Raw genomic sequence first — 15720 nt, forward strand, 5'->3', positions numbered from 1 at the left:
GGGGCCTCAATTCTGCAGCGAGCGGATCAATAGACGCCGATGACATTAGCGGTCTGCGCGCAGCACGTCATCGCTAGGGGCACTTGAAGAATGACGAGAGACAGGCTATGCGGATGCCGATGCGCCGGCCGGTGGCGCACCCCGCTGCCCGTGGCCCTACTCTGAACGCCGGCACGGTGGCAGGCTTGGCCGACGGGAGGTCGACATGGCCGGACTAACTGAATCGACAAGGGCCGCTGAGTTTTCAGAGGGGACCCCGCCGGAGGACGGCGACACGAGCGATACCACCCAGCCGATCCGGGTGCCCGTCGCGGATCGGGAGGCGGCCCCCGCGACACCTGCAGTCGAAGGTAAGACCGATATCGGCTGGCTGGTCGGCGGCGGTCTCGGCAGCCTGGCCATTGTCTGGTTTCTGGTGTTCAGCCCGGGTGAGCGCGGAAGCAAGGCCGAGTGGTTCTTCGGTGCTGTCATCTTCGTCGTCGTGATGGTGACGATGTGGCTGACGCTCACCGTCCAACGCCAGGCGCGCCACGACATCGCCCAGGCCGGCGAGCGGCTGCGCCGAGAGCTGGCGGCGGCCGACGAGCGCTCGGCAGCCGAACTCGCCCTGACCCAGAAGTGGCACCGGGCCGAGATCCAGGCCCAACAGAAACTGCACCGCGCGGAGCTGGTGGCCCAACGAGAACTGGCCCGCATCGAACGCAACAACCTGCTCGAGCAACTGCAGAAGCAGGCGATGGTCGAGGTGTCGCGCGCCGTGGGCGCACACACGCGAATGCTCGCGACGTTGTGGAGCGAAGCAGCCACGCAACTGCGCAATCCGGAACGCAATGAGCGGGAAGCCGCCATGAACGTGATCTTCGGGCAGATCAGCCAAGTGGTGAACGACGTTTCGGTCGAGCTCGACAACGCCCACCTGCTCAGTCAGGACGACCGCGTGCAGGATGCGCTCAACCACATCAACGATGCGGTGCTGATGGCGATACAGGTGGCCGAGGAACTGCACGCCGACGTCATCGAGGGACGCGCCCCGGAAACCAACCCGATCCCGGCCGTCCAGCGCCTGCTGCACGAACGGGCCACCGCCGCGCGACGGCTGGCCTGGTCGCTGTTGCGGACCGGACTTGCGGACGGCCTTGAGGACGGCCTTGAGGACGGCACTGACGCACTCAGCGGAAATCCCGGGACCGAGACCCGACCCGGAGCTTGACCGGCCCCATCCGGTCGGCGATCACGGTGACCGCCCCGGTGGCGTTCTGCACGATGCCGCGGACGACCAGAGCCGGCGCGGTCTGCGCCAGCTTGCGGTAGCGCGCCCACACTCCCGGTGCGCACAGCACGTTGACCATCCCGGTTTCATCTTCCAGGTTCAAAAACGTCACTCCCTGCGCGGTCGCGGGGCGCTGCCGGTGAGTCACCGCCCCGGCAACCAGGATTCGGGTTCCGTCGACGACGTCCAGCAACTTGTCGTTGGGGATCACTCCCAGCGCGTCGAGGTCGGCGCGCAGGTACTGGGTGGGATAGCTGTCCGGGGAGACGCCGGTGGCCCACACGTCGGCGGCGGCCAGCTCCAACGCACTCATCCCGGGCAGCGGCGGGACGTGGGAGGAAGAGCCCACCCCCGGCAACCGGTCCGGCCGCTGGGTGGCCGCCGCGCCCGCCGCCCACAGCGCCTCACGTCGGGTGGTCCCGAAACAACCCAGCGCACCGGCGGTGGCCAGCGCCTCGGTCTGGGGTACCGACAGCTGCACCCGGTTGGTCAGATCGATCAGAGAGGTGAATCCCCCGTGGGCTTCTCGCTCGTCGACCAGGCGCCCCGCCAACTCGTCACCGATGTGACGGACGCTGCCCAAACCCAGCCGCACATCAAGGCCGTGGTTCTCGCAGGTGGCATGGGCCAGCGAGGCGTTGACATCAGGACCGTGCACCGTCACGCCATGTCTGCGTGCGTCGGCCACCAGGGATTGTGGTGAGTAGAACCCCATCGGCTGGGCCCGCAGCAGTGCCGCGCAGAACACCGCCGGATGATGCAGTTTGAACCACGACGAATAGAACACCAGCGATGCGAAGCTCAGCGAATGACTTTCCGGGAAACCGAAATTGGCGAAAGCTTCCAGCTTCTCGTAGATCCGCTCGGCCACCTCGCCGGTGATGCCGTGGAGCTCTCTCATACCGTCGTAGAACCGGTTGCGCAGCTGCCGCATCTTCTCGGTGGAACGTTTGGAGCCCATCGCCCGGCGCAACTGGTCGGCCTCGGCCGGGGTGAAACCCGCGCAGTCGACCGCCAATTGCATGAGCTGTTCCTGGAACAGCGGCACCCCCAGGGTTTTCCGGAGCGCCGGCTCCATCGACGGATGGTCGTAGGTGACGGCCTCTATCCCGTTGCGGCGCTTGATGTACGGATGAACCGAGCCGCCCTGGATCGGGCCCGGCCGGATCAGCGCCACCTCGACCACCAAGTCGTAGAACTCCCGCGGCTTGAGCCGGGGCAAGGTGGCCATCTGCGCGCGGGACTCCACCTGGAACACCCCGACCGAATCGGCTCTCTGCAGCATCTCGTAGACCGCCGGTTCGGACAGGTCCAGCTTGGCCAGGTCGACGGTGATGCCCTTGTGTTCGGCCAGCAGGTCGATGGCGTAGTGCAGGGCCGAGAGCATGCCGAGGCCGAGCAGATCGAACTTCACCAAACCGATTGCCGCACAGTCGTCTTTGTCCCACTGCAGCACGCTGCGGTCAGCCATACGTGCCCACTCCACCGGGCACACGTCGGCGATCGGGCGGTCACAGATCACCATGCCGCCCGAGTGGATGCCGAGATGGCGCGGCAAGTTGGCGATCTGGGTGGCCAACTCGATCACCGGTTGCGGGATCTCCGCGGCCTCGGGTGAGTCGGGACGGCCGTCCCACCGGCTGAGGTGCTTGCTCCAGGCGTCCTGCTGGCCCTGCGAGAACCCCAGCGCCCGGGCCATGTCACGCACGGCGCTGCGACCGCGGTAGGTGATGACGTTGGCCACCTGGGCGGCATAGTTGCGACCGTAGCGCTCGTAGACGTACTGGATGACCTTCTCGCGCAGGTCCGATTCGATGTCGATGTCGATGTCGGGTGGGCCGTCGCGGGCCGGGGACAGGAACCGTTCGAACAACAGGTCGTTGGCGATCGGATCGACGTTGGTGACCTTGAGCGCGTAACAGACCGCCGAGTTGGCCGCCGACCCCCTGCCCTGACACAGGATGTCGTTGTCCCGGCAGAACCGGACGATGTCGTGTACCACCAGGAAATACCCGGGGAACTCCAACTGCTCGATGATCGTCAGTTCATGTTCGATCTGTGCGTAGGCCTTACCCGCGGTGCCCGGTGGCCCGTACCGCTCGGCCGCACCGGCCATCACCAACTGTCGCAGCCAACTGTCCTCGGTTTCACCGGACGGTACATCTGGGAACGGTGGCAGTTGCGGGGCGATCAGCGCCAGACCGAAAGCACACTGCTCACCGAGATCCGCTGCCGCCTCGACGATCTCGGTACCGAAGAGCCGGGCCATCTCCTCCCCCGAGCGCAGGTGGGCACCACCGAGTGGGGCCAACCAGCCCGCGGCGGCGTCCATCGAGTTGCGAGCCCGGATCGCGGCCATCGCCATCGCCAGCCGACCCCGGTCGGGTACGGCGAAGTGCGCGCCGGTGGTGGCCACCACACCGACTCCGAATCGCGGGGCCAATCCGGCCAGGACCGCGTTGCGCTCATCGTCATCCGGATGGCCGTGATGGGAGAGCTCGACGCTGACCCGGTCGGCGCCGAACCGGTCCACCAGATCGGCCAGTGCGACGGCGGCAGCCTCTGGTCCACCTTGGGAAAGCGCCTGACGGACATGGCCTTTGCGACAACCGGTGAGGATCTGCCAGTGCCCACCGGCCGCCTCGGACAGCGCGTCGAAGTCATAACGCGGCTTGCCCTTCTCGCCCCCGGCCAGATGCGCGCCGGCGATCTCTCGGGACAACCGCCGGTAGCCCTCCGGCCCGCGGGCCAACACCAGCAGGTGCGGACCGGGCGGGTCGGGATCCTCGGTCCGGGGGACATTCCCCAGCGACAACTCGGCACCGAAGACCGTGGCCACGTCCAACTCCCTGGCCGCCTCGGCGAACCGGACCACCCCGTAGAGCCCGTCGTGATCGGTCAGTGCGATCGCCCGCAGGTTCAGCCGGGCCGCCTCCTCCACCAACTCCTCCGGCGTGCTCGCGCCGTCGAGAAAGCTGTAGGCACTGTGCGCGTGCAGCTCGGCATACCGCACCGAACCGCCGATACGGGCGATGTCGGGTAGTTGATACGCGCCGCGTTTACGGGACCACGCCGGGCTGTCCCCACCATCGCCGCCGGGCTCCAACGGCAGGCCGGAGCGGCGGGGTTTGCCTGTAAGCACCCGCTCCATCTCCGACCAGCTCGGCGGCCCGTTATGCCAGCCCACCCCGCCAGCATATCGAACAGTTGTTCGATACCCCAGTGGGGGCATCACAGGGTGTACGTGGTGACCACCTTGAGATGCCGATCACGGCCCGTACCCCTACGATCCCTCTGGGCTGGGGATCGGCTGTGAGAGGACGGGCAATGGCGTCGACGTCAGGGTCAACAAAGTACATCGGCTATGTCGGTGGGGTCGCGGTAGCGGCGGGAGTGGGTGCGGCGATCGCCGTAGCCGGACAGGGCACCGCCCATGCCGATTCCGGCGACGGCGCGGCCAAGGCATCGACCAGCAGCGCATCACAGCACGTCAAGGCCGGACCCAAACGCACGGATGCTGCGAATTCCAAGGCCGGCGCCACCAAACGGACCAAGCCCGTGGCGAAGTTCAAAGATGCCGTCCACAAGCAGACCGACAAGCTCGAGAAGGCCGCGGCGCAGGCCGGCAAGTCCGCGAACGCCGTCTCCAAGACGATCACCGACTCGCTGACCAAAGCCGTCACCCCCGCGAAGTCGGTGACCGTCACGCCCAAGGTCAAGCCGAGCGCCGAAGAATTCGAGGCCGAGCAGGTCACCAAGCTCAAGAGCTTGTTCACGCCGAAGCAGGCGGCGGCTCCGACCCCGGAGCCTGTCGCGAAGCCGGAGAGCAAGACCGATACCGAGCCGGCCACCTCCAAACTCAGTGCAGTGCAGACGCAGTCCGACGCCATCGACACCCAGGCGGATACGCCCTGGAGTCCCAACCCGTTCCGGGCTGATGACCCGGATCCGACGGATTTCCCCGAGGCGATCATGAATCTGCGGGAGGCGCTGCTCACCGCGTCACCGGATGAGCTCGACCCATTTGTCCGGGAAGCCACCGAGCAGATCTACCGGGCCAGCCAGATCGTGCCGTGGGTCAACGCGGTGATCCCGGTCAGCAAGATCCTGCCCCGCCTCGCGCCCGCGCTGGGGAATGACGAGGCAGCCCTCGATGCCCGGCAGACCATCATCATGGAGCTGATCAAGACCACACCGCCCGGCTCGGCGGTGTACTACGGGTATGACATCATCGCCGACTTGATCAATCTGGAAGAGCCGGCTGCCGACCTCAAGGTCACGGCCGTCGCCACGGTGTGGGATCTGCTCGACCCGTTCCAGTTGGCCCACAACAAGGGTCAGTCCGGGATCGGTAACGCAGCCGGATAGTCCGCGCACGTAACGTGGTGGCGATTTCTCAGCGGCTTTTACGCCACCAGGTTACAAACGCGGAATACCAGGGGGCGTAAACGACTTGTGCCGTCCGTCATTTCACTGACTCCTCGGCACCCTCACCCACCTACTCCACGAGCGACGGGGTGTCGTGCCGCAGCGTCTCCCCGCGGAAGAACGCCGGGTTGACCGACCGCCACACCAACATGAGCACGGCCCCGAGCAACAGGATGCCGAAGCCCATGAAGAACACCAGGCCGATGCCGCCGATCTCGGCGCCGCTGCCGTTCTCCGGGTTCATGCTCTCTCCGATGGCGATCACGAACACCGCGGCCAGCACGATCCCGCCGAGCAACGGGAACAGGAACTTGAACACCACGTTGCGGGCGTTGGCGAACAACTCGCGCCGGAAGTACCAGACACAGGCGAACGCGGTGATGCCGTAGTACCAGCAGATCATGATGCCAAGAGCGGCAATGGTATCCAGCAGGGCACTCTCGGACAGCAGGCTCACCACGGTGTAGAACACGCCGGTGACCACGCCCGCGGTGATGGTCGCGAAACTCGGCACCAGATAGCGGGGGCTGACCTCGGCGAACCGGGCCGGGAAGGCCTTGTAGGCGCCCATCGCCAGCATCGCCCGGGCCGCCGGCAGGAACGTGGTCTGCAGGCTGGCCACCGACGAGGCCAAGATCGCCAGGAAAAGGAACGGTCCGGCCCAGTGGCCCATGATCGGGTCCGCCAGTGCCGCGAACACGTTCTCGGCATTGTCCGGATTACCCAGGCCCAGGTCGGTTTCGCCCACCCCGGCGTACATCATCACCGCGACGGCGATGAGCAGATATGTGGCCAGGATCGACAGCACGCACAGCAGACCGGCTCGGCCCGGCACCTTTGTCGGATCCTTGGACTCCTCCCCCAATGTCAGACAGGTGTCCCAGCCCCAGAACGCGAAGATCGAGCCCGTCACGCCAACCACGAACGCACTCAACGCAAGTCCGCTGAACGGGTTGAACCAGTCCAGGTCGAATGACAACCCGACCGGTGCGTCGCCGCGGCCCACGTGCACGAATGCCATCACGGCGAACGCCAGCAACACGATCATCTGGAAACCCACCAGGACGTACTGCACCCGTTCGCTGGTGGTGATGCCGCGGCTCGCGATCGCGGTGGCCAGGGCCAAGAACACCAGTGTGGTGACGATGTTGATGGCCTTGTTGTCGGCCAGGTCCGCGATCGAGGGATTGTTGCTGATGCGGGCGATGAACAGGTAGAAGAACTCCACGGCGATGGCGGCGAGGTTGGACAGCACGATGATCGACGCCATCACCATGCCCCATCCACACATCCAGCCGACGTACGGCCCGAATGCCTTGGTGGACCAGGTGAACGACGCTCCGCAGTCGGGCGCGCGTGAGTTCAGTTCGCGGTAGGCGTAGGCGGTCAGGAACATCGGGATGAATCCGGCGATGAAGATGGCAGGCATCTTGAGGCCGACGGCCGCGACGATCAGCCCGATGCTGGCAGTCAGCGTGTAACCGGGTGCCACGCACGAGATCCCAAGAATCGCACCCGATAAGGTGCCGACCTTGCCGGCAGCCAGACCCTTGGAGACCAGGCCGCTGGACTGTTCGGCGGCCTCGAGCTCATGGTGGGACGCGGATTCCGCTGCCGACTCGGTCATGCGTGGCCCTCGCCGTCTTTCAGTTCGTCCCGAGGTACGACCACCATCGGCACGTCCAACACCCTCAACATCTTGGCTGCCGTCGACCCGAGAAAGATCCGTCGGGGCGCGCTGAGCCGGCTGGATCCGACCATGATGATGTCCCCGTCCTGCCAACTCAGCTGCTCCACCGCCGCCTCGACCGTGGGACCGTTCACGATCGTGGAGGTCACCGGAAAGTCCTCGGGAAGCTCACTTCTGGCGGCCTCCACGGTGTGCTGGGCGTGCGCGACCGCATGTTCACGAACCGCGTCGGCATCGCCGCGCAGCGAACCGAAGGCCGGATCGAGCGCCACCAACGACACCAGCCGCAACGGGACATCGGCTGCTCGGCTGGCCCGTACCGCGGTGTCGAGCAACAGATCCGAGCCCTGGCGTTGCCCGATGGCACACGTGATCTCGTGTATCCGATCCACGGTCGAGTCCCGAGTTCCGCGCGGCGCCACCGCCACCGGCACCGGCGAGGAGTGCAGCAGCTCGTTGACCACCGAGCCCAGCGAGAAGCTGCCGATCAGCCCGCCACCGGAACCGCCGACCACGATGGCCACCGCCTGCAACCGCAGCGCCTCGTGGATCAGACCGTCGGTGAACGACTCGTCGAAGCTCAGATGCGTATGTGCCACAACGTCGTCGGGCACCGAGGCCATCGCATCGTCCAACCAGCCCTTGGCTTGCCCGGCCACCATTTCCTCGTAGCCGCCCTTGGGGCCGATGCCCGCCGGTGCGGTGTCGGGCGGGACGATGAGGCAGATGTGGAGTTGCGCCCCCAACGCCCGGGCGAACCGGACCGCCAAGGCCAACGCATCCGCGCCCCCGGGAGTGGCCAGGTATCCAACGACCAGATTCACCTGCGCCATCTGCCACCGCCCATCCCACACTGTGTCGTGCGACCGTAGTGGTTCGATCCTGTCAATCCGCCACTCGGCGTGCAGCGCTTCTACAAAATTGCCGGCCCCGGCCGATCAGTCGGAATACTCTGCGGCACCGTCTTCCAACACCAGCCGGGCATCGGCGCCGTCGGGCCCGGATGCCTCGGTACGGAACACCGCCCGCCCCGGCTCGGTCCGCCAGATCGACGTGGTCAGCATCTCCCCCGGGAACACCGGCGAGCTGAAGCGGGCCGCCACCGCATGGACCTTGGTGGCGTCGCCGCCGCCGAGTTCGGCGACCAGGGCCCGCCCGGCGACCCCGTAAGTGCACAGGCCATGCAGGATCGGCTTCGGGAAACCGGCGAGATTCTGAGCGAACCACGGATCACTGTGCAGTGGATTGCGATCGCCGGACAACCGGTAGATCAGGGCCTGGTCCTCGCGGGTGGGCAGGTTTACTTGAGCGTCGGGCTCGCGATCGGGAATCTGCGGCGCCGCCGGACGTTGCCCTGGTTGACCACCGAATCCCCCTTCGCCCCGAATCACCACGGTAGTAAGGGTTTCGGCGACGACCTCGCCGCTGTCCGGGTCCGTTCCGACCCCCTTGAGCATGACCACCGCATTCTTGCCTTCACCCTTGTCCTGGATGTCGGCGACCTCGGAGACGACGGTCAACTTCCCGGCCGGCGGCAGCGGCCGGTGCAGTCGGATCTCCTGGGAACCGTGCAGCAGCATGCTGAAGTTGAACGTGCCGATCTTCAAGGCGGCGGGAAAGGCCGAACACGCGATCACCGCGTAGGTGGGTAGCACCTGCTGCTCGATCTCGTGGCTGTTCTCCGTGGTGAAGGCAAGATCAGCGGTTCCCGCGCCGACGCCGATGGCGTACAGCAGGGTGTCGCGGTCGGTCCAGTCGAACTGGATCGGATCGGTCGTCGCGCCGATGGCATCCGGATTGAGGGGCATGCGTGCCGACGATAGTTGAGCCGAGCCGCCTTGTTGACGTTTGCTCGATCTAGGTCCACGATGGCTCGCATGCGCTATGTCGTTACCGGCGGTACCGGGTTTATCGGCCGTCGAGTGATCTCCCGGATTCTGTCGGTCGAACCGGACGCCCAGGTGTGGGTCCTGGTGCGTCGGGAGTCCCTGACCCGGTTCGAGCGTCTGGCCCAGACCTGGAATGAACGGGTGAAACCGCTGGTCGGCGACCTCACTTCCGCTGATCTCGGCTTGTCGGCGGCCGATGTCGCCGAACTCGGCGACATCGCGCACGTGGTGCACTGCGCGGCGATCTACGACATGACGGTCGGCGAGGCAGAGCAGCGCGCGGCGAATGTGGAGGGCACCCGGGCGGTGACCGGATTGGCCCAGCGGCTGGACGCCACGTTGCACCACGTGTCCTCGATCGCGGTCGCCGGCAACCATCGGGGTGTGTTCACCGAAGATGATTTCGACGTCGCGCAAGATCTGCCCACGCCGTATCACCAGACCAAGTTCGAAGCCGAACAACTGGTGCGCTCGACGCCGGGCCTGCGCTACCGGGTGTACCGGCCGGCCGTCGTGGTCGGCGACTCTCAGACCGGCGAGATGGACAAAATCGACGGGCCCTACTACTTCTTCGGTGTGTTGGCGCGACTGGCCGGCCTGCCCAAGTTCACCCCGATGATGCTGCCCGACACCGGCCGCACCAACGTCGTACCGGTGGACTATGTGGTCGACGCGCTCGTCCACCTGATGCATGTCGAGGGTACAGACGGCGAGACGTTCCATCTGACCGCGCCGAGAACCATCGGATTGCGCGACATCTACCGCGGGGTGGCAACGGAAGCCGGGCTGCCGCCGCTGCGCGGGTCACTCCCCCGTGCCACCGCGGCGCCGGTGCTGCGAGCGCGGGGACGGACCAAAGCTGTGCGTAACATCGTGGCCGCCCAGCTGGGCATCCCCGGCGAGGTGCTCGACGTGGTGGAGCTTCGGCCGACCTTCACCGCGGACAACACCACCGCCGCGCTGCGCGGTACCGGGATCACGGTCCCCGAATTCTCCTCGTACGCACCGAAACTGTGGCGGTACTGGGCCGGCCATCTCGATCCCGACCGGGCCCGACGCGACGATCCGGCCGGCCCGCTGGTGGGCAAGCACGTCATCATCACCGGTGCCTCCAGCGGCATCGGCCGGGCATCGGCCCTGGCGGTGGCCGAACGGGGCGCCTGTGTCTTCGCCCTGGCCCGCAACGGTGCGGCTCTCGACGATCTGGTCACCGAAATCCGCTCGGCCGGCGGGCAGGCGTACGCCTTCACCTGTGATGTCACCGATTCGGCGTCGGTCGAGCACACGATCAAGGACATCTTGGGCCGGTTCGACCACGTCGATTACCTGGTGAACAACGCCGGCCGGTCCATCCGCCGGTCGGTGGCGAACTCGACGGACCGGTTGCACGACTACGAGCGGGTGATGGCAGTCAACTACTTCGGCTCGGTGCGCATGGTGTTGGCGCTGTTACCGCACTGGCGGGAACGCCGGTTCGGCCATGTGGTCAACGTGTCCAGCGCCGGTGTGCAGGCCAACACCCCGAAGTACAGCTCCTACCTCCCCTCCAAGGCAGCGTTGGATGCGTTCTCCGATGTGGTGTCCACCGAAACCCTTTCCGACCACATCACATTCACCAATATCCACATGCCGCTGGTGAAAACGCCGATGATCGCACCGTCGCGCCGGCTCAACCCGGTGCCGCCCATCTCGGCCGAGCACGCGGCGGCGATGGTGGTGCGCGGCCTGGTCGACAAACCGGTCCGGATCGACACGCCCCTGGGCACCGTCGCCGATTTCGGAAACTACCTGACCCCGAAGCTGTCCCGCCGGGTACTGCACCAGCTCTATCTCGGGTATCCGGACTCGGCGGCAGCGCGGGGGGTGAGCAGTCAGGTAGCCGACAGCACACCACGTCGGCCGAAGCGACCGGCCCGCGACACCCGCGCCCTACGCGTCCCGCGTGCGGTGACCCGCCCGGTCAAACGGGCAGTGCGGTTGGTGCCCGGGGTGCACTGGTAGCCGGCACGGTTCTATCGTTGGCCAGGTGACACCGCTACCCGTGTTCGCCGACGTCGACACCGGTGTCGACGACGCCATGGCCCTGGTGTATCTGCTGGCCAGCCCTGAAGCCGAGTTGGTGGGTATCGCCTCGACCGCGGGAAACGTTCCGGTGCAACAGGTCTGCATCAACAACCTGGCGCTGCTGGAATTGTGCGGGGTCGCCGGGGTTCCTGTCTCCAAGGGGGCTGAGCAGCCGTTGAGTACGCCGCTGCGTACCGCCGAAGACACCCATGGACCGCAGGGCCTGGGATACGCGCAGCTTCCGTCCGGCGACCGACTGCTCACTGCCCACGACGCCGCCGAGGCGTGGGTGCGGGCCGCACGCGCCCACCCGGGAGAGTTGATCGGATTGGCCACCGGACCGCTGACCAATCTGGCGTTGGCCATGCGCGTCGAACCCACCCTGCCCAAGCTGTTGCGTCGGCTCGTCATCATGGGCGGGGCATTCGACTATCGGGGCAACACCACCCCGGTGTCGGAGTGGAACATCAGCGTGGACCCCGAATCCGCCGCCGAGGTGTTCGGCAGTTGGACCGCAGCCTGGGGCCTCGACACCGCAACCCATGTGCCAATCGTGCTGGGGCTCAACCTCACCGAGAACATTGCCATGACCCCGGCACTGTTGAACCGGCTCGCCGTCGCAGCCGGGTCTCCGTCGACACCGATGAGTGTGCTCGACGAGCGGGGCACGCGGTCAACGGCTACCAACCCGTTGATCCGCGTCATCGAGGACGCCCTGCGGTTCTATTTCGAATTCCACTTCGACACCGACGACGGGTACTTGGCACACCTGCACGATCCGCTGGCCGCCGCAGTCGCATTGGACCCGGGCTTGGTGCGCTACCGGGAAACCACAGTCGATGTCGAGTTGAGCGGCACCTTGACCCGCGGCATGACAGTCGCCGACTGGCGCGGACACTGGGGCCGTCAACCCAACGCCCTCATCGGCATGGAGGTCGACCCGGTGGTGTTCTTCGACCGGTTCATCGACCGGGTCGGCGCCTTCGCGCAGCGCGTGGACTGAACTTACCCGGGCCGGAGTTGAGCGCTCATTCATAGGCGCCCTCCAGATACCACCGGCGCTGCCGGTAACACAACAGCAGAGCGAGGTGGTCCTCGTCGGCGTCTCCGGGCCGCAACAGCACCTGCACCCGAGCGGTACGACCGGCCCCGCGGTTCTCCGGATCCCACCATCGTTCGTCGACCGGCCACGGCCCGGCCCACCAGTGCAACCTGCCGTCACGCCTGCCGGCACCGGCCAACTGGGTGGGATCGGCCGAGAACATCCCGCGACTGGTGACCCGGACCGGGTTTCCCTGGGCGTCAAGCAGTTCCACCGGATCATCGAGCAGTACGGTCGGTGCGGGCTCGGGTAGTTGACCGGGCCAGGGCTGCCGCGGATCCGCCCGTGCCACCGGCTCATCCCCCAACGGCGTGAACGTGATGCGTTCGGCCGGTCCTCGGCCCCCGCTGAGCACCGGCACCTGCACTGCCTCCGGACCGAGCAGACCCTGAACCCGTAACAACGCGCGTCGGGCTCGCAGCCGGTCCTCCTCGCCCACACCGCCCCACAACGGCAATTGCAGCGCAGCTGCCGACACCACCTCCACCGGCCTCAGTCGTAGCACCGTCACCGGGGCGGTGGGCCGATCAGAAGTGCGGCGGTTCAGCCAGCCGTCCAACTGCCAGCGCACCCGGTCGGCGGTGGCGTCCTCGGTCAACGGTTCGGCACATCGCCAGACCCGTTCCAGCTCTTCACCGTTGGCGGTGACGGCGTGGATGGCCAACCGGGTGCAGCCCACCCCGGCCCCCTCCAGACGACGGTGCAGATCACCGGCCAGGGACCGTCCCGCAAAAGCTGCGGCATCCACCCGTTCGATCGGCGGATCGCAGTTCATCACCGCATCGAGTTCAGCTGCCGGATCTCGCCCGGAGGGGCCCCGGTCCGGCTCTCCGCAGGCGAACCGGTGCGCTGTCACCGCGTCGACCCCGAACCGGGAAGCGACATCGGTGCGGGACAACTCGGCGAACTGCCCCAGGGTTCGGATACCCATCCGCCACAACAGGTCCGCCAAGTCTTCCCGACCGGGACCGGCCAGGGCCGGTTCGGTGGCCAACTGACGGATCGACAGCCCGGACAGGAACGCCGCGTCATTGCCGGGATCGACGATGCGACCCGCCCGGGCGGCGAAGACCGCAGTGGAGAGCTGATCGGCGATGCCGACCTGGCATTCGGCACCGGCTGCGGCGACGGCATCGATCAACCGTTCGGCGGCGGCCGGTTCGGAACCGAAATACCGCGCCGCCCCACGCACCGAAAGCACCAGAAGCCCTGGCCGCAACACCTCGACACGCGGTACCAGATCGTCGACGGCCAGGGTCACGTTCTCGAAATAGCGGGCGTCCCGGGCGGAATCAGCGGTGACGACGTGCAGCTGCGGGCACCGTGCCTGCGCCTCCCGACGACGCAACCCGCGCCGCACCCCGGCCGCTCGGGCCGATGCCGAGCAGGCGATCACCCGGTTGGCCAGCGTGACGGCGACCGGCACCGTCGAGGGCAGTCCCGCCGACGTCGCGGCCGCCACCGCAGGCCAGTCCATACACCACAGAGCCAATACCCTGGAATCCGCGGGCATGAGCTATCCGCCTGCTGCACAAGCTTTTCCGAGGGACCGCCCGCGGGTACGCATGGCCAGCCGGACCCGACTGATCCGGCCACGCCCGGGTATCGGGACGTCTCCACCGGCACCGGCCACGTCGTAACCGGACACCCGGGCCTCCAATCGGGCCGAAGCACCCTGCCAGTTTCCGTCGGTGACCAACAAGGTGCAGCCCTTCTGCCGGGCCCGCGCCACCATCACCCGGGCGCGACTCGGCGGCACCGAACGGCCTCCCAGGCCGAGCACCACCAGATCCATTCCGTCCATCAGCACTGCGGCCACCTCGACGGGATCGGCGCCCGGGTCGGGGATCACCGCGAGCCGGGTCAGATCGGCGCCCATCTCCACCGCGGCCAACAAGCCGACATCGGGTTGGCCGACGATGACCGCATGCCCGCCCGAAGCCGTCACCGCCGCCACGATGCCCAGCGTCAGCGACCGGGCACCGGCAGCCACCGCGACAGACCCCCGCGGCAGCATGGTCGGCAGGCCCTCGGGCAACGTCTCAACCAGTGCCCCGACCGGCTTCAGCAAAGATTCTGGAGCCGGGATGGCCGTATCAGCCCGCGGCGCGCTTCGATGCGACGACCCCACCTTGCCCGATACCGAGGCGATCTTGCGCCTGAGGTGTTCCACCTGTTCAGAGCGGGTCAACAGGCGTAAATCACGTTCCGTCGCAGCAGTCACAACAACACCTCCAGCACCAGCCACTCGGGAACATCTTCGAATATATGTTCGATGGCTCGAGTAAACACGGACCCACCGACAGCGTCAAGCTGCCGTCAGGGGCCACCGACGCCGGCAGCCGAGCCCCGCGGGAACAGATCTGCGGCCACGAGGACCTTGAGTTAGAGTTCGGTCACCAGAACCCGCTTCGGGATGGGGCTGGGCCACGATTTGCGTTGCAGGGAGTGGGAATCCATCGCGATTCGCCGAAGGCCAGCTCTGTAAGAACACGGGGGACAGTGAGGAAACGCAACATGAAATCAGGGCAGTTGACTCGTCGGTTCACCGTCATCGCAGGCGGTGCGGCAGTCATCGGGATGATTTCGTTCACCGCAGCGTGCGGTACCGAAGAAGAAAAAGGTCCCGAGACCACCACGCCCACCACCACGACGACAACCACGACGACAACCACCCCGCCGGCCACCCCGGCCCCGCCGCCACCGGTCGAACCGACCGAGAAGTCGATCAACCCCACCGGCGGCAACCTGTTCACCCCCGGCGTCAAGGCACCGGGTGCACCCACTGCCATCCCCGGCAACCGGGAGAACATCGGGTAGCACCGAGGCTTCAAGCCACGGTAGGAGACACCTGCAGGAATGCTCCTGCAGGTGTCTCCTCACTGGGCTAAAGTTCGGGCACCAGTCCGCCGCGATGATGTGGATGGACTGGGCCACGATCTGCGTTGCAAGGAGTGGGAATCCACCGTGATCCAGGCAAGGCCGCTCTGCAACAACTCGGGACAGTGAGGGAACAAGATATGAAATCAGGACAGTTGACTCGTCGGTTCACCGTCATCGCAGGCGGTGCGGCAGTCATCGGGATGATTTCGTTCACCGCAGCGTGCGGTACCGAAGAAGAAAAAGGTCCCGAGACCACCACGCCCACCACCACGACGACAACCACGACGACAACCACCCCGCCGGCCACCCCGGCCCCGCCGCCACCGGTCGAACCGACCGAGAAGTCGATCAACCCCACCGGCGGCAACCTGTTCACCCCCGGCGTCAAGGGACG

General features: G+C 66.7%; 12 protein-coding genes. 6 read left to right on the forward strand and 6 right to left on the reverse strand.

The features are described from left to right. Nucleotides 1-205: 205 nt before the first annotated feature. Entirely contained in the window at nt 206-1210 is a 1005-nt protein-coding gene (locus A5740_RS23385) for a hypothetical protein (protein WP_254849312.1), read from the forward strand. Here the strand turns inward: A5740_RS23385 and A5740_RS23390 are convergent. Then, nucleotides 1170-4457, reverse strand: coding sequence for an error-prone DNA polymerase (locus A5740_RS23390; RefSeq protein ID WP_076198062.1), 3288 nt, complete (start codon nt 4455-4457; stop codon nt 1170-1172). The two genes, A5740_RS23385 and A5740_RS23390, sit on opposite strands and share 41 nt — an antisense overlap. A 140-nt stretch (nt 4458-4597) precedes the next feature. On the opposite strand from A5740_RS23390, the gene A5740_RS23395 reads away from it, so the two are divergent. Next, nucleotides 4598-5638 carry a hypothetical protein gene (locus A5740_RS23395; protein WP_076198063.1) on the forward strand — a complete coding sequence of 347 codons (1041 nt, stop codon included), beginning with the start codon at nt 4598-4600 and terminating at the stop codon, nt 5636-5638. 130 nt (nt 5639-5768) lie between these two features. Here A5740_RS23395 and A5740_RS23400 read toward each other — a convergent pair whose 3' ends face one another. The 3 genes from A5740_RS23400 to A5740_RS23410 form a co-directional block, all read right to left on the reverse strand. Then, a complete protein-coding gene (locus A5740_RS23400; protein ID WP_076198064.1) occupies nt 5769-7325 on the reverse strand; it encodes an APC family permease in 1557 nt (518 codons plus the stop codon). Further along, nucleotides 7322-8212, reverse strand: coding sequence for a universal stress protein (locus tag A5740_RS23405; protein WP_076198086.1), 891 nt, complete (start codon nt 8210-8212; stop codon nt 7322-7324). The genes A5740_RS23400 and A5740_RS23405 overlap by 4 nt, the downstream gene beginning before the upstream one ends. Nucleotides 8213-8326: 114 nt before the next feature. Continuing rightward, nucleotides 8327-9196, reverse strand: a complete 870-nt coding sequence (locus tag A5740_RS23410; RefSeq protein WP_076198065.1) for a MaoC/PaaZ C-terminal domain-containing protein — start codon at nt 9194-9196, stop codon at nt 8327-8329. 69 nt (nt 9197-9265) lie between these two features. On the opposite strand from A5740_RS23410, the gene A5740_RS23415 reads away from it, so the two are divergent. Continuing rightward, nucleotides 9266-11278, forward strand: coding sequence for an SDR family oxidoreductase (locus tag A5740_RS23415; protein ID WP_139335313.1), 2013 nt, complete (start codon nt 9266-9268; stop codon nt 11276-11278). 25 nt (nt 11279-11303) lie between these two features. Further along, nucleotides 11304-12344, forward strand: coding sequence for a nucleoside hydrolase (locus tag A5740_RS23420; RefSeq protein WP_076198068.1), 1041 nt, complete (start codon nt 11304-11306; stop codon nt 12342-12344). Nucleotides 12345-12369: 25 nt separating this feature from the next. Here the strand turns inward: A5740_RS23420 and A5740_RS23425 are convergent, their stop codons facing one another. Together A5740_RS23425 and A5740_RS23430 are read right to left on the reverse strand one after the other, a co-directional pair. Next, a complete protein-coding gene (locus tag A5740_RS23425; RefSeq protein WP_076198070.1) occupies nt 12370-13956 on the reverse strand; it encodes a DNA polymerase Y family protein in 1587 nt (528 codons plus the stop codon). Between the two features lie 3 nt (nt 13957-13959). Beyond that, nucleotides 13960-14667 (reverse strand): hypothetical protein, encoded by a 708-nt coding sequence (locus tag A5740_RS23430; RefSeq protein WP_076198072.1) that lies wholly within the window; start codon nt 14665-14667, stop codon nt 13960-13962. Between the two features lie 293 nt (nt 14668-14960). Between A5740_RS23430 and A5740_RS23435 the strand changes: the two genes are divergently transcribed. Together A5740_RS23435 and A5740_RS23440 are read left to right on the forward strand one after the other, a co-directional pair. After that, a complete protein-coding gene (locus tag A5740_RS23435; RefSeq protein ID WP_076198074.1) occupies nt 14961-15263 on the forward strand; it encodes a hypothetical protein in 303 nt (100 codons plus the stop codon). Between the two features lie 200 nt (nt 15264-15463). After that, nucleotides 15464-15720, forward strand: a 257-nt coding sequence (locus tag A5740_RS23440; RefSeq protein WP_076198076.1) for a hypothetical protein, incomplete at its 3' end; no start/stop codon positions are given.

This window comes from Mycobacterium sp. GA-1841 (assembly GCF_001954135.1).
GTDB lineage: Bacteria > Actinomycetota > Actinomycetes > Mycobacteriales > Mycobacteriaceae > Mycobacterium.